The 20,694-nt window shown below is 44.9% G+C and carries 18 protein-coding genes; 7 read left to right on the top strand and 11 right to left on the bottom strand.

Translation table 11 applies throughout. The features are described 5' to 3' along the window. The first annotated feature begins 799 nt into the window (after positions 1 to 799). Positions 800 to 1,924, top strand: a complete 1,125-nt coding sequence (locus ACVA54_RS01665) for an AI-2E family transporter (protein WP_099081077.1) — start codon at positions 800 to 802, stop codon at positions 1,922 to 1,924. 65 nt (positions 1,925 to 1,989) lie between these two features. Here the strand turns inward: ACVA54_RS01665 and ACVA54_RS01660 are convergent, their stop codons facing one another. Beyond that, positions 1,990 to 2,538, bottom strand: coding sequence for a hypothetical protein (locus ACVA54_RS01660; protein ID WP_099081078.1), 549 nt, complete (start codon positions 2,536 to 2,538; stop codon positions 1,990 to 1,992). A gap of 97 nt (positions 2,539 to 2,635) precedes the next feature. Between ACVA54_RS01660 and ACVA54_RS01655 the strand changes: the two genes are divergently transcribed. The 4 genes from ACVA54_RS01655 (at position 2,636) to ACVA54_RS01640 (ending at position 6,512) form a co-directional block, all read left to right on the top strand. Beyond that, complete coding sequence (locus ACVA54_RS01655) at positions 2,636 to 3,715, top strand: M12 family metallopeptidase (protein ID WP_099081079.1); 1,080 nt, start codon at positions 2,636 to 2,638, stop codon at positions 3,713 to 3,715. 217 nt (positions 3,716 to 3,932) lie between these two features. Continuing rightward, on the top strand, positions 3,933 to 4,391 hold the full coding sequence (locus tag ACVA54_RS01650) for an exoribonuclease R (protein WP_099081080.1): 459 nt from the start codon (positions 3,933 to 3,935) through the stop codon (positions 4,389 to 4,391). A 385-nt stretch (positions 4,392 to 4,776) separates the two neighbouring features. After that, on the top strand, positions 4,777 to 5,781 hold the full coding sequence (locus tag ACVA54_RS01645; RefSeq protein WP_099077672.1) for a metal-dependent hydrolase: 1,005 nt from the start codon (positions 4,777 to 4,779) through the stop codon (positions 5,779 to 5,781). A gap of 44 nt (positions 5,782 to 5,825) precedes the next feature. Continuing rightward, complete coding sequence (locus ACVA54_RS01640; RefSeq protein WP_446617141.1) at positions 5,826 to 6,512, top strand: glutathione S-transferase; 687 nt, start codon at positions 5,826 to 5,828, stop codon at positions 6,510 to 6,512. A gap of 86 nt (positions 6,513 to 6,598) precedes the next feature. On the opposite strand, the gene ACVA54_RS01635 is transcribed toward ACVA54_RS01640, so the two are convergent. From ACVA54_RS01635 to ACVA54_RS01620, 4 genes are all read right to left on the bottom strand, one after another. Next, positions 6,599 to 8,359: an ABC transporter ATP-binding protein/permease gene (locus tag ACVA54_RS01635; protein ID WP_119463927.1), complete on the bottom strand. Its 1,761-nt coding sequence runs from the start codon at positions 8,357 to 8,359 to the stop codon at positions 6,599 to 6,601. A 246-nt stretch (positions 8,360 to 8,605) separates the two neighbouring features. Beyond that, complete coding sequence (locus ACVA54_RS01630; protein WP_446619970.1) at positions 8,606 to 9,865, bottom strand: FAD-dependent oxidoreductase; 1,260 nt, start codon at positions 9,863 to 9,865, stop codon at positions 8,606 to 8,608. Further along, positions 9,838 to 11,454, bottom strand: coding sequence for a phytoene desaturase family protein (locus ACVA54_RS01625; protein ID WP_099077676.1), 1,617 nt, complete (start codon positions 11,452 to 11,454; stop codon positions 9,838 to 9,840). Before ACVA54_RS01625 ends, ACVA54_RS01630 begins: the two co-directional genes overlap by 28 nt. A gap of 404 nt (positions 11,455 to 11,858) precedes the next feature. Next, complete coding sequence (locus tag ACVA54_RS01620) at positions 11,859 to 12,473, bottom strand: 3'-5' exonuclease (RefSeq protein ID WP_099077677.1); 615 nt, start codon at positions 12,471 to 12,473, stop codon at positions 11,859 to 11,861. Between the two features lie 358 nt (positions 12,474 to 12,831). On the opposite strand from ACVA54_RS01620, the gene ACVA54_RS01615 reads away from it, so the two are divergent. Together ACVA54_RS01615 and ACVA54_RS01610 are read left to right on the top strand one after the other, a co-directional pair. Next, positions 12,832 to 13,092, top strand: a complete 261-nt coding sequence (locus ACVA54_RS01615) for a DUF5062 family protein (RefSeq protein WP_099077678.1) — start codon at positions 12,832 to 12,834, stop codon at positions 13,090 to 13,092. Positions 13,093 to 13,301: 209 nt separating this feature from the next. Beyond that, complete coding sequence (locus ACVA54_RS01610; RefSeq protein WP_446609074.1) at positions 13,302 to 13,796, top strand: YcxB family protein; 495 nt, start codon at positions 13,302 to 13,304, stop codon at positions 13,794 to 13,796. A 671-nt stretch (positions 13,797 to 14,467) separates the two neighbouring features. On the opposite strand, the gene folM is transcribed toward ACVA54_RS01610, so the two are convergent. The 6 genes from folM to gcvH form a co-directional block, all read right to left on the bottom strand. Further along, positions 14,468 to 15,184 carry a dihydromonapterin reductase gene (folM, locus tag ACVA54_RS01605; protein ID WP_099077680.1) on the bottom strand — a complete coding sequence of 239 codons (717 nt, stop codon included), beginning with the start codon at positions 15,182 to 15,184 and terminating at the stop codon, positions 14,468 to 14,470. After that, positions 15,181 to 15,819: a GTP cyclohydrolase I FolE gene (gene folE / locus ACVA54_RS01600; protein ID WP_446649353.1), complete on the bottom strand. Its 639-nt coding sequence runs from the start codon at positions 15,817 to 15,819 to the stop codon at positions 15,181 to 15,183. Before folE ends, folM begins: the two co-directional genes overlap by 4 nt. Next, positions 15,813 to 16,208, bottom strand: coding sequence for a dihydroneopterin triphosphate 2'-epimerase (gene folX / locus ACVA54_RS01595; RefSeq protein ID WP_119463924.1), 396 nt, complete (start codon positions 16,206 to 16,208; stop codon positions 15,813 to 15,815). Before folX ends, folE begins: the two co-directional genes overlap by 7 nt. A gap of 42 nt (positions 16,209 to 16,250) precedes the next feature. Next, positions 16,251 to 16,766, bottom strand: coding sequence for a 2-amino-4-hydroxy-6-hydroxymethyldihydropteridine diphosphokinase (gene folK, locus ACVA54_RS01590; RefSeq protein WP_099077683.1), 516 nt, complete (start codon positions 16,764 to 16,766; stop codon positions 16,251 to 16,253). A 547-nt stretch (positions 16,767 to 17,313) separates the two neighbouring features. Further along, positions 17,314 to 20,178 (bottom strand): aminomethyl-transferring glycine dehydrogenase, encoded by a 2,865-nt coding sequence (gcvP, locus tag ACVA54_RS01585; protein WP_446579517.1) that lies wholly within the window; start codon positions 20,176 to 20,178, stop codon positions 17,314 to 17,316. 125 nt (positions 20,179 to 20,303) lie between these two features. After that, complete coding sequence (gene gcvH / locus ACVA54_RS01580) at positions 20,304 to 20,684, bottom strand: glycine cleavage system protein GcvH (protein ID WP_099077685.1); 381 nt, start codon at positions 20,682 to 20,684, stop codon at positions 20,304 to 20,306. Positions 20,685 to 20,694 lie beyond the last annotated feature (10 nt).

The raw sequence follows: 20,694 nt of genomic DNA, 5'->3' as shown, positions 1-20,694 counted from the left end.
CCCCCGACTTGACCATTCTGCATCGCCAATGTCATTGCCGCGTGGTCTAGTTCCGCCCATTCCCAAGATGAACTTCTATTCTTATTAGGCCGGCTCTGCCATCCTGGGATCGCCAGTTAAATGAAACAGTACACCGTAGGCGTACGTTTGCCGAGACTTCATGCGTGTATATTCACAGTCGAAGTGCGGTGTAATCGAACTGTGGTTGAGTTCAGAACAGACATTGTTCACGTCAAGGAACTTGCCATCAACACATCGAAAAGTTCCCGATAGGTACGCCAAGGGCTTGTTTTTGCATCCAGTAGGGTGCTAATCCGCTTGAAGCATGAGTTAGCCAATCCTCGGTGGTTGGAAAGCGAGCCTTCTGCTCAGCGAATGACGAAGAAGAAAAACACAGACAAAGAATCAGCCAGCAGAAGCGAACGCGCGGAAAGACGCATAATAAAATCCATAAAAAAATAAAAAGGGTGACGATATCGCGTTGTTATGTGTGCATACTGTGGATTCAGTTGGTTTTTCGCTGACAGGGTTTGAAATATTGCGTGAAATTTCAATCTAGGCTGGCGAGCTAGAATTGGAGAGAGAAACACAATGGGTGTGATTGCAAACATCATGGAGAAGTTTGTAAGTGTGCGTTCAACCACTCAAATGAAATGATAAAGAAGTTAAGTAACTTGTTGGATATAAGTCGATATGTACTATTTTTAATATCGTAATGTGATAAAAGGTTGTGTCAGTTACTGCGCTTCGTTGTACATCGTCAAATACTGTGTTGGATATAAACCAAAAGGATAAGCAGTTGAATAATTCAAATGAGCATTTAGAGAAAATACTGTCAAAAGCGTTTACAGCTTCTCTGATCCGATTCTCGGTTATTACGTTTATTGTGATTGTCTGTAGTTGGGCATTTTTACCGTTTCTTCCAATCTTACTTTGGGCTTTGGTATTGGCGATTGCGCTTTATCCCCTTAGTGAATTTATACAAGCTAAATTAGGTTGGACATCAGCGCGTTCAGCAACCGTGATAGCACTTATTGGCGCACTAATATTGGGTACGCCAACCGCAATGGTTGGCAACTCGCTAGCATCCAAAACTCTTGGTTCATTTAATGCCTACCAAGAGGGAACGTTAGTCATCACCCCCCCAACGCAGAGTGTCAAAGAGTGGCCGGTTGTGGGGGAAAAGTTGCATGCAGTGTGGTTTGAGGCATCGAATGATTTGCCGCAGTTTATTGAAAAACGTCAACCTCAGGTGAAAGGGGCGTTGAATTGGTTTGTGGATGCAGCAAGTGGCGCGGCAAAGAACGTATTATTGCTGATCGGTGCCATTATTATCGCGGGTATCATGTTGGCATGGGCAGAACCTGCCGCCAAATCCATTCGTAAAATTTTTATCAGCTTATCGGACGAAGCCAAAGGCCCAGAGCTACACAAGCTGACAACCGCCACCATCAGACAAGTGGCAGTGGGCATTATCGGTATCGCATTTTTAACCGCGATGGTGTTTGGTGCTGTTGTTGCCTTATCTGGTGTGCCAGCTGCTGCGTTATTTGCCGTTGTCGCACTGATATTTGCGATTGTTCAATTGCCCGTCACCATCATCGCGTTAGTTGCAGTTGGCTTATTGTGGTCTGGTGATAGTGGCACAGTGCACAATGTGATTTTTACCATATTACTGATCGTTGCGAGTTTAGTTGATAACTTTTTAAAACCATTGATCTTAGGTCGAGGGTTGGAAGTGCCGATGCCAATTGTTCTTATAGGTGCCATTGGCGGTATGATGTCGGGCGGTATTTTGGGTATGTTTATTGGCGCGGCGTTCTTAGCAGCAGGATACCAAGTGTTTATGAAGTGGGTGGATGCAGAGACGCAAGATGTCGCCAACGTTATTGAAAATAGTGAATCAAAAACGGATAAAACCTAGCGAACGACCTTGCTCATGCCTGGCTTGCAATACCCTCAATGCTTTAGAACGACTGGCTAATGTTGTCAGCGGGTCATGGTTGGCTTAAAACTTAACCGTTTGAGTTCTATACCTACCGATAGATTCGTTAAGCTAATCACAAACGCCTCGACGCCATCAGCTAATCCCTTAAACACACTCGCTTTCATTTCATAAAAGAGCCAATACTTTGTTCTGTGCTCAATTTCAACATTGTTAACCACAAAACCATTCTTGAGTAGGCGCCTTGTTTGCTTCTGGGATAGTAGGAGTGGTGATCTCAAAGGTAAGCCCTTAATATGCTTTAACTTGCCGAACCAATCCATTGCGGCCGCATTTTGTGTCGTCACATTTAAGCGTCGATCAAGTACGAAAATACCGCCTTGATTCTGGTCGAACATCAATTCCAGTAACTTACTGCGCTGTTCCGCGATCGCTTGACCTGTCACGTTGTGAAATTGAAGTAGTGATTGCTGTTCTCTCTCAATGGGATTTTCAACCATTTCGTTGAAGCAAGCAGTGAGCTTTCCTACTTCATCGTTGTGCGTGATTGGGATTGGATTGGCCTTATGTTTATGAATCTGTAAATTTCGCATTTTTGCGAACGAACGAAGCCCTTAACGAATCTATTCTTAAATCTCAGGCCTAGGAGAACGCAAGGCACTGTCTACATGTTAACTATGGAGACTACTTATGACTAAGGCAGGAAAATCATCAAAATCGAAACTGCATAAACAGAGGTTTTGTTCAGCTCCCGAAGTTCGAAGCAGAGAACTGAGTCATGTATTAGATGGTAGTAGGGCCCGTCTCATCGCCAAGTTGGACCGGATGTGGGTTAATGGAACTCAACTTACTTACTACTTTTTTAAAGAGCCAGCAATATGGAGAGGAGGAAGTGGCCAAGAAGATGCCGTGAGGGATGCCTTTGCTATGTGGAAAGAGTTAGGAATTGGCCTAATATTCAGAGAAGTCCAGCATGCTGAAGAAGCAATGATTCGGATTGGTTTTGATCAATCGGATGGTTCTTGGTCATACGTTGGGCGTGACTGCATTGATTTTGTAACGAGCCCTAACCAAAGAACAACGAATTATGGTTGGGACTTAACAACCCCGTATGGGAGAGACACAGCTTTACATGAAATCGGACATATACTTGGGTTTCCGCATGAGCATCAAAACCCGCGTGCTGGGATCGTGTGGGATGAGGAAAAAGTGTATGAAAGTTTAGGGGGGTCTCCTAACTTTTGGTCAAGAGAAACAACCTATAGGAATATTATTCGAAAAATACCACCTAACTCCGTTGATGGTTCCGATTGGGATAAAGATTCAATTATGCACTATCAATTTGAGGCAGGCCTAATCAAAGATCCAGCAATATATAAAACACAACCATTGGTTCCTCAGGGGGGGTTATCACCAATCGACATACAAACTGTGACAACCTTATATCCTGAGCAGAAAGCAACGCTCCCAGAGCTTCGTCAATATGAGTCTCAAAGGATTACTATTAAAGCAGGAGAGCAAGTTGATTTCATTATTAAACCGTCTTTGACTAGAAAATATACATTGCAAACATTTGGCAAAATGGACACCGTAATGGTGTTGTTTGAGCTTAGAGATGGTGTCGAAGAATACATCGAAGGCGATGATGATTCAGGTTTTGACGTTAATGCTAGAATCGAAACTCATTTGCATAAAGGTCGTAAGTACATTGTAAGAACAAGACTGTACTTTACCAATGCTCAGGGGAGTGGGGCTATTATGCTATGGTGATGTAGAGCGAATCAACGCTTCATTCACTTATGGCGATTTGGGATATACAACATATCTCTACATAGTTTTAGCCCAGCTTTATCTAAGCTGGGCGCAGAGAGACGTTCACACGAAATTTGATACGTTTCGTGCGATAGATAAGAATAAAAAGTGGTAATTGAAATCTCAGCGCTTAGAATGCGCAAACTAAAAGTTATAACTGATGTAGAGTGATTTTATGCTTCGTGATTACACCTTTGATTGTCTTGTAACCATGCCTCGCCATGAACTGGAAGAGTTTAGTGCTCGCATGATCAGTAAAATGGTACCAGAAGACGTGATGAATGAGCTATTTACTTTTGAACAAGAAGAAGTGGATAGTGAAGAGCGCATGCTGACAGCACGCCTTGATGCCATGTTACGTATGACGGCAATCGCATTGAGTGAAATTCAACAAGCGTTCGATGACTCAGACAACGCGAAGCAAAACAGCGAGCGAATGACACGTCTCGTTCTTTGGCATTTCTACGCGATCTCATTTAACTTGGAAGAAGCGATCACGCTTGAAACACACTGTGCGCAAGTTGAAAAATTACTCAAAAACACACCGACAGACGTATTTGTTTGGGTTAAAACACTGACCGAGCTTCTACACACTTACGCTGAAATCAACGCGAAAGAGAATTCTCAAGACTAAGCTTGATCTGGTTTTTAGACGTTGACCGCAAACAAAGGCGAGCCATAAGGTTCGCCTTGTTCTATTCCGGGGCTAGAAACGAACCTGCTTTCGCCTTTTTAAATGAATAAATACTGATTTGGCCAGAATCTCAGCTGGTGGCCTCCTCAATAACGCTGCGTGTTAGAGCGACAGTACCCACTTCGGATGATCACCAACTAGCGAACAGCACCATTCCTTCTTACACTAAAATGGAAATGTTTTTTTTCAATCCCTTTAATGTGTGATGGCTATTCAACTAAATACGGAAAACTTATGCCCAAAGACTCCCCCAGTTTTTACGCTCGATTTATTACTGCAGCGCTTTTATCTGTGTATACAGAGATAGCCTTGGCGTGAGTAAGTTATGGATCCATTAACGCAGGGTTTACTGGGTGCATCGTTACCACAGTCGGCAAGTAAAAGGGGACAGTTGGTTATCGCTGGCGTTTTAGGATTGTTTGCTGGAATGGCTCCGGATTTAGATGTACTTATCCGTTCATCGAGTGACCCATTGTTAGTGTTGGAGTATCACCGACAGTTTACTCATTCACTGTTGTTTATTCCCATTGGTAGCTTAATTTGCACTTTGGTTTTACATCCGTTATTTGCAAAAAGGCGTGGACTCACGTTTAAACAAAGTTGGTTTTATTGCACGTTAGGCTATGGCACTCACGCGCTGCTGGATGCTTGCACCAGTTATGGCACCCAACTATTTTGGCCGCTAAGCAACCTACGTTATGCATGGAATACCGTCTCGGTTATCGATCCTGCATTTACATTGCCCATATTGATACTCGTTTCTTTTGCAACATTGAAGCGAAACCCTTGGTATGCTCGTATCGCTTTTCTTTGGGCTCTGGTTTACCTAACGTTAGGGATGATTCAGCGAGACAAAGCTGAAGTCGCAGGATGGGAGTTAGCGCAAGAAAGGCAGCATACACCGATACGGCTGGCGGCAAAACCTACGTTTGCCAACATATTGGTTTGGAAAATCGTGTATGAAACGGAAGGGCACTACCACATCGATGCAGTAAGGGTAGGAGCGACAGTCAAATCCTATCCTGGAGAATCCGTTGCCAAGCTAGACGTCAATAGAGACTTCCCGTGGCTTGACCCAAAATCACAACAAGCCAAAGACATCGAACGCTTTCGATGGTTTTCTAATGGCTATGTTGCGCAAGATCCTAGCGATAAACTGCGGATCATTGATGTACGTTATTCAGTCGTACCAAATGAGGTCAATGCGCTATGGAGCATTCAGTTATCACCAATCGCAACGGCCCATGCACACGCCGAATACAAAACGCATCGTGATAATAGCTCAGAATCACGAGAAGCTTTTCTCGGTATGCTCACCGACTTTGATTGATGTGGGTGTTAAATTGAGAGATGCAACTGTTGACGGAGCCCCATATGGAGAACAACTCGGCCCCCATTCTCTATTCACTGCACAATTGCCCTTATGCCATTCGCGCTCGGTTTGCTCTGCTTAAGGCGCATCAGAGCGTACTCATTCGGTCAATCAAGCTCGATAACAAACCAACAGAGATGTTAGAAGCATCACCAAAGGGGAGTGTGCCCGTTTTAGTCATGCCCAAATCCACATTAGGGAATAGAAATACACCAAAAGCAACTGAGGTGTTGGAAGAAAGTCTAGATATCATGATTTGGGCGCTTTCTCAAAACGATCCGGATGGCTTGTTACAAGGTGATAATCCAAAAGCCTTGCCTATAATGCGCTCTATAATCGAAGACTTCGAACGAACTTTCATCCCGGCACTCAATATCTTTGGGTGTGCTAAACGCTACCATGAAGACAATACGGATAAATTACGTAAAGCGTGTGAAATCGAACTTGCCAAGCTTGAAGCGCGTTTAACTGAGCATTCATTTCTGTTCTCGGATCAAGAGAGTTTAGTCGATATCGCACTACTGCCATTTCTACGTAAATATGCTCGCATTGATAAGCAGTGGTTTCGTCAAAGCCCATACGTGAAGTTAAAAGTTTGGCTGAATGGTTACATACAAAGTCCGCAGTTTTCCAGAGTTATGAAAAATTATGAGCTATGGGAGGGCAGAAATAAAGATGAGTATTTTTAATGCGTTATATATAAACTTAGAACGAAGGCGAACAATTGGTTTCGCCTTTTTAAATTTGGATTGTTTATAGCGAGCTTAAGCAAGTGTTAATCTAAATGTTTAAATTGCAACGCGACCAATCGCTGATACAACTCACAGCTTTGCATCAATGATTGGTGATTGCCGATATCAATCAGCTCGCCACCGTCTAATACCGCAATCTTATCCGCATGTTGGATGGTGGATAGGCGATGTGCAATGATCAAGGTCGTACGGTCTTCCATTAACGCCTCAAGCGCTTGCTGGACATGGTGTTCACTTTCACTGTCGAGTGCGCTGGTGGCTTCATCAAGCAATAAGATTTTCGGATCTTTAAGAATCGCACGAGCAATGGCAATTCTCTGCTTTTGGCCGCCAGACAGTCTTACGCCGCGCTCACCTAAAAAGCTACGATAGCCATCAGGCAGCTTCTCGATAAATTCATGCGCATGGGCTTTCTTTGCCGCTTCAATCACTTGCTCGTCTGTGGCGTCTGGGTTGCCGTAGCGAATGTTGTGGAACACATCGTGGCTAAACAACGCTGGTTGCTGAGGTACCAACGCCATTTGACGGCGAAGATCGTTTGGATCGAACTGTCGAATGTCTTCTCCTCCAAATAGCACTTGCCCTTGCTGCGGGTCGTAAAAACGTTGCAGTAACTCGAATAGTGTCGTTTTACCCGCACCAGAAGGGCCAACCAACGCCAACACCTTGCCTTGTTCTGCCGTCAGGTTTAACCCCTTGATAGCAGGTTGGTCAGGGCGAGAAGGATAGTTAAAGTTCACTGAGTGAAATCTCACTTCAGCAGGCATATCTTCGCTGATTGGCAAGTGGTTGATTGGCGCGCTGATATCGCTCTCCACTTGTAGAATTTCAATCAATCTCTCGGTTGCGCCTGCGGCTCGTTGCAGTTCGCCTAACACTTCTGAAATGGTTGCGGTAGAAGAGGCCACCATAATGGCGTAAAACACAAATGCGGCTAGATCACCCGCCGACATCTTGCCATTAATTACGTCACTACCGCCAACCCAAAGCATGCCAGCAATGGCACTGAACACAATCACAATAACGCCAGAGATCAGAATCGCGCGCTGCTTTACTCGTTGTCTACCTACCTCGTAGGCTCTTTCTACTTCAACGGCAAAGGCGGCTCTCTCATGTTGTTCTGAGCTAAAGCTTTGCACCGTTTTGATATGTTCTATCGCTTCACCCGCATAACTGCCGACATTGGCCATGGAGTCTTGACTTTGGCGAGATAGGGCACGTACTCGTCGTCCGTAAACCAAAATAGGAACCAACACGAATGGCACGGAAGCAAGCACAATCAACGTGAGCTTAAAGTTGGTCGCAAACAACATAATGATCGCGCCAAAACACATTAAGGCGCTGCGCATCGCCATAGAGAACGACGAGCCAATAATGCTTTGTAGCAACGTGGTATCCGTGGTGAGGCGCGACATAATATCGCCGCTGCTGTTGGTCTCAAAGTAGCTAGGGTGCAGTGTGATCACATGGTTAAACACCGCAAGGCGAATATCGGCGCTGACGCGTTCACCCACCGATGAAACAAGATAGAAACGGAAGAACGTACCTACCGCAATACACAGCGTGACACCCACAATAAACTGAATCGCATTAGTGAGCTCTTGCAATGATTGCTGAGCAAATCCTTGGTCAATCAGAATGCGTACGCCATAGCCAACCGATAAGGTGAGACTTGCCGTCGCAACCAGTGCTACTAAGGCAGCGGAAACCCGCCATTTATAGGGTGACACAAAGGCGTTGAGTTTAAGGAGAATACCGAGGTTCTTTTTATTTTTACTGCCCATGAGTGGCTCACAAAGCTTTGTAGGTACTTGGCATAGTATGCGACTTTGGAGAGTTAGACCAGTGAGCACCCACGATTAAGTGATGGGATGAGTTACTTTGGCTTGTATACATTGTTAACGATTTTTAATTTAGAATCCCTAGATCTTCAAATCGTTGCCTCGTCTACAAGCAACGCATTCTCGATGAACTTAGCATCTCGAGGTTACTTGGGGATAAGGTTTGATTGGCCATTAAGAACCGTTCAATTAAAAATATCGGTGTACGATATAGTCAGCATATTCGCTCGTAAATCCCACGCAGCTAAAATTGAGTATTTCGCCAGCATAGTAGGTGTGCTGATTTCCTTGCATCTTATCGAGTTTGTCATAAAACCCGTCGTTCATTTCAGCGGAATCGACATGAGGGAAGTATTTCCAATGAATAAATTGATGAATAGACTCTATCTCCCCGCCCATTTGGCGAACAAACGTTCTTAGGTTATCAGTGACATCTTTTTCGCTGATGTTTTTATCGGTTAGAACATAAAAAGAATAGATTGGCTGTCCGGCTTGTCTGTAATACCAGAAAACGGGATGACCCTCTCGCTCCCGAATGAAGTTCTCAGGTACGTAGCCTGTCTTTTCAACGAAATGGTTCACCGTGCAAAGAATGGTTTGATAATCAAGATACATGATTTTTTCGAATAGCATCTGCTCTTGAACACTCAAGTCCATAAATAACGCCGTCTCATCCAATGGTGAGGTAACGATAAGCTTATCGAACTCTTCTTCACCTACCTGCGAATGAATGGTGATGACTTCACCTCGGTTGATTTGGGTAATCTCAGCCTCAAATCGGACATCATGCTCTTTTGCGACTCGTGTCCATAGTTCCTGGATACCATCGGGAAAGAGATAAACTTGGCTTTTTAAGTAAGCTACGATGGTCTTCCTGTTGACATATTTCAATACATAAGCCGTTGGCACATGATCGGAGTAGCAATAGCCGAACCCGGAAAGAAACAGACTGAAGATGTTGGCCAAGTCAGTCATTTTTTTCTCTTTGGCAAATTGGTCGAACGGCACAGTAATCTCCGGGGAAAGATTGTGAAACCCGGGTGATTCCAGCGCTCTGTATTGCTTGAGAATACGCCGGTAACGGAAAAACAGTTGCCAGAGCACTTTGAGCTTGAACGTCAGTGACTGTGTCGCGATTTGTTGGCCGTTTTTGTCGACATAAATACTTTGGCCGAAACGAACCTGCTCGATGGGGATCCCATATTGTTTGGCTAGCTGGAGCGGTACGGTGTTATTCTCCGTGACAATACCCGCCCCGAGTTCGTAGGTTTTTGAGCCGAGCTCGACACTCAGGCACTTTCCGCCAGCGTGATCGGTACGCTCGAAGACCGTGATGTGTTTATAGCCTTTTTGCTTCAGGGCTTCTGCAGCACTGAGCCCCGCCGCACCCGCACCAAGGATGGCAATACGCTGATTGAGATCTATCTTATTGTTTTGTGGACTGTCCATAGAAGGTTTTTCTTTAAAATTGTCGACGCACACAGCAACCCTGCCATGGTGCCCCCCGCGATACTTGCTGTCATGACATCCTGCCCCGAAAGAAATAGTCCAGATATCGGTGTTTGAACGCGCAGGAACTTTTGCCTAAAGCGCTGCGGTGAATGGGCAATACCATAGATCTCTCCTTGCTCGTGGTACGAGAAATGACGCGTACTGAGTGGGGTAGAGACTTCGTAATAATCGACCTTGCCCTCAAGCTGCGGTGCCACGCGGTAGAGCTGCTTCAACATTTGCTGCGCTAATCGTTCTTTAAGTGCGTTATATTCTTCGCCACGGTTATGCCATTTGGTCGCTTCCCATTGTTTAAACCAGTTATAGGGCACCAAAATCACAACTTCAGCAGTGCTTTTTCCGGGATGAGTTTGTTCTGCTGATGGGTCTTTTGCCCAAGGGAATGAGACAAAAGATACTGGAAGCGTGGAGGCAAAATCCTTGTATTCGGCTCGCCCTTGATCATGATTGTACTGCTGCGGGAAAATCCAGTAATTGCATTTGGGTAAATTTAACGTTGAAGAGGACTCTTTGATACCAATATATAATCCGACATGCGCCGTTGAAGGTTCTAACTTGTCAATAAGCTTGTCTAACTGATGCTTCTGACACACCTCTTTGGGCAATAAATGCGAATAGGTGTTCACAATACCAGTGGCGCTAACAATCGTCGTGGCGTAAAACCTTTCCCCGTCATTCATACGCACGCCAACAGCTCTATTGTTCTCGATGATAATTTCACGCACGTCGGCCTGTGTTAAGGCCACACCTCCCGATTGCTCAATAATCGGAACGATGCACTCGGCAAGTTTCGATGCTCCGCCTACTGGATAAGCGGCCCCTTCGATATAGTGATTAGCAAGCAATGCATGCATGTAAAAACTGCTTTTTGACGGTTCTAAACCATAATCGCCATATTGACAGGTCAATACCCCAATCAGTTTGGGATTGTCGGTAATCCCACTTAATACTTCTAATGTGGTTTTGTCGGAGAATTTGAGCGTGCCGCGACGAAGAAAATCGCCAAAGAGATTTGACAGAAATGGAGGGAGGGTTTTTTCAATGTAATAACCGCTACCGAGTTTTTGTGCCTCATCGAGTAAAGAGAAGTACGTATCGATTGAGGCTTTATCCTGTTCTTCTGGGAAGTATTGCTTTAGCTTGCTCTTAAGGTTCTCTCGCCCTCTAGGGAACTGGAATTCATCTTTGCCAAAGACCGCTCGGTCATAAATGTCATCAAGGGGAGCCCATTTGAGCGTGTCTTTCGAAATATAGCGAAAGACCTTGTTTAATGTCGTTCCCTCGATATGAACTTGGCCCACATAGTGCAGACCCACATCCCAGGAATATCCCTTGCGGCCAAACGTATGGGTATATCCCCCGAGTACGTTGTGTTGCTCTAACAGAAGGACGCGTTTTCCTGTCTGGGCTAAAAAGGAGGCTGCACTCATGCCTCCGGTTCCTGAGCCAATGATAATAATATCAAAGGTGCGAGCGTCTCTAGTTTGAGCTGATTTAATGTAGTTTTTGTATCCCTTGCCAATCATATTGCGCACCTTTCGGTTAAGGTTGCATTATTATCAAAGTGCCTAGGGGCTAGGCAATTTCATCAATCAATACTAATAACGAAAAAGACATCCGTTCTAATAATAGCAGTAAAATTAGGAGGCTAGCGCAAAAATTGTAGTCAGCGAGCAATTCAAGAAAAAAATGCCAAGTCACCCCCAATGAGTGGCGAAAAACCGTTAAATACTAAGTGATACCAATTGAAGTACATAACTGCTCACCCTAGATTGCTGGAACGCGAATTCTGATCATGTACTTGCTGCGATAGGTATGAATGCTCTAAAACATTACTCCCCAAAAGCACCTTGAAATTCACATTAACGCCTGAGAAGGTAACTCAAACGCCCTCTAATGCTTACTAGAGAAGCGTTTGAGTGGGAATGAATTAAGCGAGGTGTTTAGCGAGTAGCAGATCTACTTTGCCTTTTGCTGTTTTGCTAATGGTCTGCATAAACTGAAAACTTGGCTTGGCGATGCCTGATTGCTCTAAGCCTTCTATCATTTTCAGCCAAAGGTTGGCGGTCATTTGGGCATCGGCTAAAGCGCGGTGAAAAACACCGTCATTGACGATGTTTTTGTAACGAATAAGCTCCCCCAGTTTGTGTGATGGCGCATCTTGGATCAATCGTCTTGCCACCAGCAAGGAGCAAGCGAACTCGCCGGAATAACCAGAGTGGATTCTCTCAAGCTCGGCATCTAAAAATCGTTTATCGAACGATGCATTGTGAGCGATAAGGTTCTCCCCGGCAATGAATTCACTAAACGATGCCATTACTTCATCACAACCGGGTGCAGTGCGTAACATGTTATTGGTGATACCAGTGTAATTTTCAATGAATGAGCTTACTCTGAAGCCCGGATTCATCAACTGCTGAAAACTATCGATAACCTCACCATCGACTAATTTCACCGCACCAATTTCAATGGCACGATCGCCCATATTAGGAGAGAGGCCAGTGGTTTCAAAGTCGAGTACGACCACGGAATTTGCTTGAGGCATGACGTTTTCCAATTAATCAAGAATGTGCAGAGTATCATCGAAAGCGATAGAAAAAGAAAGCTCACGGCGCACTCTTGAGGAGTCAACACCGCACTACTCAAGGCGGTCATTCAAGCGAGTCCAAGCGAAATTAGGAATCTCACACAGCGCGCTTCTAAGCTATCGATAAAAACTGTGTCCGGTATTTGATGACTGTTGCAACTTAACGCGTTCTTCCCGATAGAGAAGTTGATTGATTCGGGCGTTTTAATCGCTTACTGAATAATGTGGCGAAATCTTATCAATATGAGAGCTTAATAACACGCCGTTGGCGACACTTAATGTATGCTTAGTCCAAGCGAAGAAGAGGATTCTATTAATGGCAAAAAGCGCCAAGCTTCACAATGAAGACAAACTGGTTAAAAAGGCACTAGAGATTGGCGGGAAGATGGCGAAGTTGCAAGGCTTTGATCTTCCTCAGTCACCACAACCTGTTAGAGTAAAAGCGATTTACCTATTCTTGGTCGATGCCAAGCAGATCACGCCATTACCTGATAACAAGCTCGACGGCGCAAACATCAAACACAGACTGGCTCTTTGGATTCATAGTGCGTTGCCAGACAATGACCCACTAAAATAAAATCATGATGAGTGGTGACAAGGCGAATCGAATGGTTCGCCTTGTTTGCTCTTGGCAAGTTCAACACGGTCTTCTAGCGCTTTCGGTATTATTGACTTACAAAACAGAATCAAAATAGCTAAAGATTAGTCTCGAGAAGCGCTACAATGCTCGTATTGCAATAGCATAACCAAGAATTCTCATTCACAGAAAACTTAAAGTAACCCTACATGTCTAAAGATTTCGAATTCACCACAGAATACACACTCGACAAGCCTTTCTTTGCGGAGTGTTATGATCAAACTAGTCAGCCACCTAAGTTCCCACAAGCTTATCTGAAAGGGATCCTCTTTCTTATCTTCGGTGTGGTGTTATTGGAATTTGAGCTGCTACCTAACGGTTACGTCGGTTGGTTCTTTATCGTATTGAGTGTTATTGAAGCGTTCAGTGTTTATTTTAAGCGAACTTGGTGGTTATGGCGACAAACCATCAGCTCAAACCGCGGCAAAAAAGTGGTGTTTCAAGTGAACGAGAACGGTGTGAATTACAAAAGCGGTAAAATCGATCGCAGGATTGCTTGGAAAGAAATCGACCAACTAGAACAAACCGATTTGGGCCTTATCCTCCATCTGGGTAAGCAACGTCAATACGTCAGTAAATCTTGCTTAAATGAAGAAGTGATCGGGTTCATGTTAGAGCAGCACGCGGCATCAAAAGCTAATTAACCTTATCGCGCGCAATGGGGCTTTACCCAAAACCGAGTTTTGTGCAAGGCGAGTTATTTGGGTCGCCTTGTTTGATCTATTCTCGGGTATTCTAGCGAGTCTAAGCGAGACAAGGAATATCAGAAAACGCGCTTCCAAGCTAATAGGCAAACTGAGCCACACAGCATGTGGTTAGTAGATTTTCAATCATGCACGTTCCCTTGCGGTTCAGAATAACGAGATCCAAACAACTGACTAACGATGCTTGTACTTTCAACTCATATTTGCCCCTTTTCAAACTTGCGCAACAGAACACTGATAATCCCTGTCAGAAAATAACCCGACTTGTGCTAATGGCAGACTACGCACATCGATGCTCGCTTTCTCCCATTCTCGCGCAAAATCGGCATTTCTAACCACCAAATTCCACCTGCATTGTTATGCGGTATCATTGATAAACAATATCATTGAAAGGCATAAATCGCAGTTGGATATATATGGACGCCCATGTGATTGCAAGAACTGATTCGGTTCACTGACATATATACGATGTCCCTATGAGCTTTTACTGCACGCGCCATGATGTAATCTGCTCTCTGCTTCCTATACATTTCTACGGCATCAGTAAAGCCTTATCCAGAATTAGGTTTTCGCAGAGATGTTGACCGTAAGCTTAAAATACAAGGACTTCTTCACTTCAAATGTCTGCCGCCATCAAGGTGCAAAGTTCTTCCTGTCATGTAGTGACTAGCCAAAACAAACTTGATGCCATCTATCACTTCTTCAAAGCCCGCCTCTTTGGGGATCAGTGCTTTTTGCAGAGCTTTGGACTTGTACGTCTCGTCGTCATGTTCATTGAACTTAAGCATGGCTGGAGAGATAGTATTGACTTTCACCTTTGGAGCCAGCATCGCTGAGAACGAAAGCGTCAGGTTGTTGAGTGCGGCTTTGCTTGCAGCGTAAGCGATGTGTTTCTTACTGCCTTTTTCCACAACGTAATCACTGATGTGAATAATGTCCGAAGTTTTATCGCCAGACATCAGATTGTCTTTGAGTGTTAAATTGACCAGATAAGGCACGGTAGCGTGAAGCGTCATCATCTGGCTCATGATTTGTGATGCGTTCTCAATGGGATTATTCTTGTTCTCCGACTTCCAGTCGGATGCATTATGTATGATGGCTCGAAGTGTTTTATATTCTTGACCAACGTAATGAAGAAAGCCCTCTAAGCTACCTTGTTGATAAAAGTCTACCTGTTGCAAGTCTGCCCCATTGTCGCGCAATAGTTGCAGTTGAGGATAGCAGCTTCTGTAGGTACCAACGACATTGTAACCGTCCGATAACAGTTGCTGCGCCAGTGCGAAGCCTAGTCGCTTTCCCACACCAGTTACTAGAATCGTTTCATTCATCGTAAAAACTCAGCTCTAGTTTGAGGATTAGTTTTGAAAATACCACCGAGAGCGGTTGTTGAGGTTTCTGAGTTTGCATCCATGACGCCTCTGGATTTAACGCAATAGTGAGTTGCTTTTATAGTTACGGCAACATTTTCTGTTTCAACTAGAGTCTGTATCGCGACCAGAATTTGCTGAGTAAGGCGTTCTTGGACCTGAGGGCGTTGAGCGAAGAATCGAACAATACGGTTTATTTTAGACAGCCCGAGAATCTTGGATTCAGGGATATAGGCAACTTGTGCTAAACCATCGATGGTGATGAAGTGATGTTCGCACGTCGATGTTAAATCTATGTCTGATACCTTAACCATTTCATTAAGAGACATTTTGTTGTCTATCACAGTGATTTTTGGAAAGTTATTGTAATCGAGCCCTGAAAATATCTCATGAACGTACATTTTTGCAATGCGGTGAGGTGTTTCAGAGAGACTGTCATCGGTTAAATCCAGTCCAAGAGTACTGACAACTTCAGTTAAAAGTCCTTTGATGCGGCTGTACTTCTCATCATTGTCCATTTTGCTTGGTGTCATCGGTGTTTCTAGTCCTCTTGCGAGCAAAGCTTCTCTTACTTTTTCAGCATCAGTGGTTAGCATTTATTCGCTCCTTTTGAATTATTGTCGTGGTCTGCCTCATAGCTCAGGGTGAGCGAGACGGAGTCGGCAAAACGTAAAGCATGAGGTTTATCAATTCTAACTTGAGCGTATCGTACCCATGGATGATCTATACAAATGCTGAGTACGTCGCTGGTTAACTTTTCTAAAAGCAAAAATCTTCCGGATTCGACATGTTGAATAATTCTTTTGCAGATGTTTTTGTAGTTAAGTGCATGGTCCACATCGTCTGCGAGACAAAGGTTGTTCGCGGGGTAATGGATTTCTGCATTTATAATGATGTCTTGCTGCTTAGTTTTCTCTTCTTCGTTGAAACCTATAAAAGTTCTTAGTCTGAGATTTGTAATGGTAATAATGGCGTTGTGATTCATAGCAGTTTCCGATCCTTAGAAGTAAATGTCAGTCGTTCTTTCTTACGGCAGTTGCAAGGACTCAGTGAAACTGAGCTTAAAAGGGATAAGTTCGGTTTTCTGACTCAACTGATCGAAGTTATTCCAGATGTGCTGAAAAGAGATGTTTAGAGTGGGGTGAAGTTCTTGCGCGGCAACATCGACTAAAGGTCGAAGCACAAAAGCGTACTCGGTGATTTCGCATCTAGGCAGCTCTACTCCGTCGATAATGCCTACTTGATTACCATAAAGAAGGATATCGATATCTAGAGTACGTGAAGCATACGCTTTCGTCTCACGCTTGCGATCATTCTCTAATTCGATTTGATGTAAAACCTTAGCCAGTTGTGCGACAGGGAGGTCACATTCGAATCCAACGACGAGGTTTAGAAAGTTATCCCCTTCGAAACCAACAGACTGGCAATCGTAGAAATTAGAAATGCGCAGAGGTGCAAAGCGATTATTTAATGCATGGATAGATTCTGTGATGTGATGTTCGCGGTTAATGTTGCTTCCAATGCTTACATAGACGGTGGCCATATTATTATCATCCCCTTTAAGCAACTTTGTTGCGTATTTCGGTGATTGCGAGCGATTATTTACGGTTGATTCCGAACACCTGAACCAATACTTTTTCTCTTTCCATATTTTACTCTAAGTGTTCAGATTGTGCCAGAATGAGCTCTTGAAATGAGATAAGATTACTAATCTTGAACGATATAATGGACATAGGTTATTTATTAACACTGAGCGTTAATGATTTTATTTTCTTGAATTTAATTTGTCAGTTGTTATTGAAGAGAGCGCTTATTTTATTAAAGACGCGTCGATACTCTTAAGTGATGAAGTTTATAATCAGGTTGTTAGCTGTGGATTAGTTTCTTTCACTGATTATGATTATGGGGTAGAACGACCTGAGTTCTTAGTACCTCAAATATGAAGTCATACGAGACTAAAAACGGCACATAGACAAAAGGCGAACCATTTGGTTCGCCTTTTGTTATTCAAGTTAGTTTCCAACTTAGTTATCGGTTTCCAACTCGGTTATCACAGTTTCCAACTTGGTTATCTGTGATCACTACAAAAATTAATCTTCGTAGTTATTGATGTTTGGGCACGAGCAGATTAGGTTACGGTCGCCGTATACGTTATCTACGCGGTTTACTGTTGGCCAGTATTTCCAAGATTTGGTTGCTTTAGAAGGGAAGCAGCCAAGCTCACGAGAGTAAGGGCGATTCCATTCTTCTTTAGCAAGGTCAACTTGAGTGTGTGGCGCATTAACAAGCGGGTTGTTATCCAGCGGCCATTCACCGTTCTTAACCATCGTCATCTCTTCACGGATTGCGATCATCGCATCACAGAAGCGGTCTAGCTCTTCTAGGTCTTCCGATTCCGTTGGCTCAACCATTAGCGTGCCTGCTACAGGGAACGACATGGTTGGTGCGTGGAAACCGTAGTCCATAAGACGCTTGGCGATGTCTTCTTCGCTGATGCCTGTTTCTTCTTTCAGTGGACGAATGTCGATAATACATTCGTGCGCGACGCGGCCATTCGTACCACGGTAAAGAACAGGGTAGTGTGGGCGCAGCGTTTCCATCACGTAGTTGGCGTTCAGAATCGCCACTTTTGTTGCGTCAGTAAGGCCTGCTTCCCCCATCATTGCGATGTAAGCCCAAGAGATAGGCAGGATAGATGCACTACCCATATCCGCTGCCGATACTGCGAAGTTTTCGCCGTCTGCACCATTTTCAATGTGGCCTGGTAGGAAAGGCGCTAGGTGTGATTTCACACCGATAGGCCCCATACCCGGACCGCCACCACCATGTGGGATACAGAAGGTTTTGTGTAGGTTTAGGTGAGAAACGTCTGAGCCGATAAAGCCCGGCGTTGTTAGACCAACCTGTGCATTCATGTTTGCGCCGTCTAGGTAAACCTGACCGCCCGCAGCATGAACCATTTCACACACTTCTTTCACTTGCTCTTCATATACGCCGTGCGTAGAAGGGTAAGTGATCATGATGCTTGATAGGTTGTCTTTGTGCTTTTCGATTTTCGCTGCTAGGTCGTCGATGTCGATGTTGCCCTCGTCATCACACTTAACCACGACAACTTTCATTGACACCATAGACGCTGTCGCAGGGTTCGTACCGTGCGCAGAGCTTGGGATCAAACATACGTTGCGGTGACCTTCGCCACGGCTTTCGTGGTAGCGTTGAATCGCGATAAGACCTGCGTACTCACCCGATGCACCAGAGTTTGGTTGCAGTGAGAATGCGTCGTAGCCTGTGATTTCACATAGCTTCTCTTTAAGATCTTTTGCTAGCGCTGCGTAACCAGCGGCTTGTTCTGCTGGTGCGAATGGGTGGATCGAACCAAACTCAGGCCAAGTTACCGGAATCATCTCTGCTGCTGCGTTCAGCTTCATCGTACAGCTGCCCAGAGGGATCATGCCGTGCGTGAGCGAGAAGTCTTTGTTCTCTAGCTGTTTCAGGTAACGCATCATCTGTGTTTCGCTGTGGTGCGTGTTAAACACAGGGTGAGTTAAGTACTCTGTTGTGCGGCGCAGAGCTTCTGGAATGGCTGCAAACTCGTTGCCTGCGATTTCAGTGGATAGTGCTACCACGTCTTCTTTCACACCGAATACCGCGAATAGGGCTTCTACGTCTGCCACAGTTGTGGTTTCGTCGAAGCTTACACCTAGCTGAGTACCAAGCTTACGCAGGTTGATGTCTGCGGCTAGTGCTTTCGCGTATAGATCTTCGGTTTGTGCACCTGTGTTGATGGTGATGGTGTCGAAGAAGCTGTTGTGAGCAAGCTCGAAGCCGCCTTTTGTTAGGCCAGCCGCTAGGATTGCTGTCATGTGGTGCGTACGACGTGCAATAGTGCGTAGACCTTCTGCGCCGTGGTAAACCGCGTAGAAAGAAGCCATGTTGGCTAGCAGTGCTTGAGCGGTACAGATGTTTGATGTCGCTTTTTCGCGGCGGATGTGCTGCTCACGCGTTTGCATTGCCATGCGCAGTGCTTGGTTGCCGTTAGTATCGATAGAAACGCCGATAACACGACCTGGCATAGTACGCTTGTGCTTGTCACGTGTTGCCATGAAGGCTGCGTGTGGACCGCCGTACCCCATAGGCACGCCGAAACGTTGTGCAGAGCCAATTGCCACGTCTGCGCCCATTTCACCCGCAGGTTTTAGTAGGGCAGAAGCCAATAGGTCGGTCGCGATAGTTACCAGCGTTTTATTCGCTTGTGCTTTTGCGATGATATCCGTTAGGTCACGAACTTCACCCGTTGTGCCAGGATATTGAACGAGTGCGCCGAATACATCTTGCTCTGGTAGTGAGTCTAGAGAACCAACTAAGACTTCAAAACCGATGAATTTCGCACGCGTTTTTACCACTTCGATGGTTTGTGGATGAACGTCGTCAGCAACGAAGAATACGTTACTCTTGCTCTTACCCGCACGCTTACAAAGTGTCATCGCTTCTGCCGCTGCCGTTGCTTCATCCAGCAATGACGCATTCGCGATTTCCATTCCCGTTAGATCCATCACCATTTGTTGATAGTTTAGAAGGGCTTCTAGACGGCCTTGTGAGATCTCTGGTTGATAAGGGGTGTAAGCGGTATACCAGCCCGGGTTTTCCATCACGTTACGTAGAATCACGTTAGGCGTGAAGGTGTTGTAGTAACCCTGACCAATGAAGGTACGTTTAACTTGGTTCTGATCAGCGAACTTGCGCATTGCAACCAGCATGTCGGCTTCGCTTTTTGCTTCTGCCAGTGTGAGTGGTTGTTCTAGGCGAATTTGCGCTGGTACGGTTTCGTCGATAAGCGCATCAAGGCTAACGGCGTTGATCGCTTCCAACATTTTCTGTTGATCAGATTTGTTTGGTCCATTGTGGCGAGCAACGAACTCGTTTTGTGTGCTGAGGCTTTGAAGTAATTCAGTCATTGTCCTTTACCTACTCCTTGGTTCGGGTATCGGAAATGGTCATCTGACACATTTAATTATACGTCCGAACCTAGAAAAAAAGCTGCCCACTTGGTGTTAAGGGGACAGCTTTCGTATTGTCCTAATTACTCTTCTTCGATAGAGCTTAGGTATTCTTCCGCATCTTTTAAGTCATCCAACTCAGATGGGTCTGAAAGCTTCACTTTCACAATCCAACCACCTTCGTATGGTTCTTCGTTGATTAGCTCTGGGCTGTCTTCTAGTTCTTCGTTGATTTCAACGACTTCACCTGTGATTGGTGAGTAGATGTCTGAAGCGGCTTTTACAGATTCCACCAAAGCAAAGCTTTCGCCTGCTTCGACTTCATCTTCCACTTCTGGCAGGTCAACGAATACCACGTCACCTAGCATCTCTTGCGCGTGCTCTGAAATACCGATAGTTACTGTGCCGTCACCGTTGTCACGTACCCACTCATGGCTATCTGTAAACTTCAGTGTTTTGTCCATTGCTTAATCT

It is taken from the genome of Vibrio sp. PNB23_22_6 (genome assembly GCF_052877535.1).
Note: the sequence above shows the minus strand (reverse complement) of the source record. Positions and strands in the feature narration are given on the sequence as shown.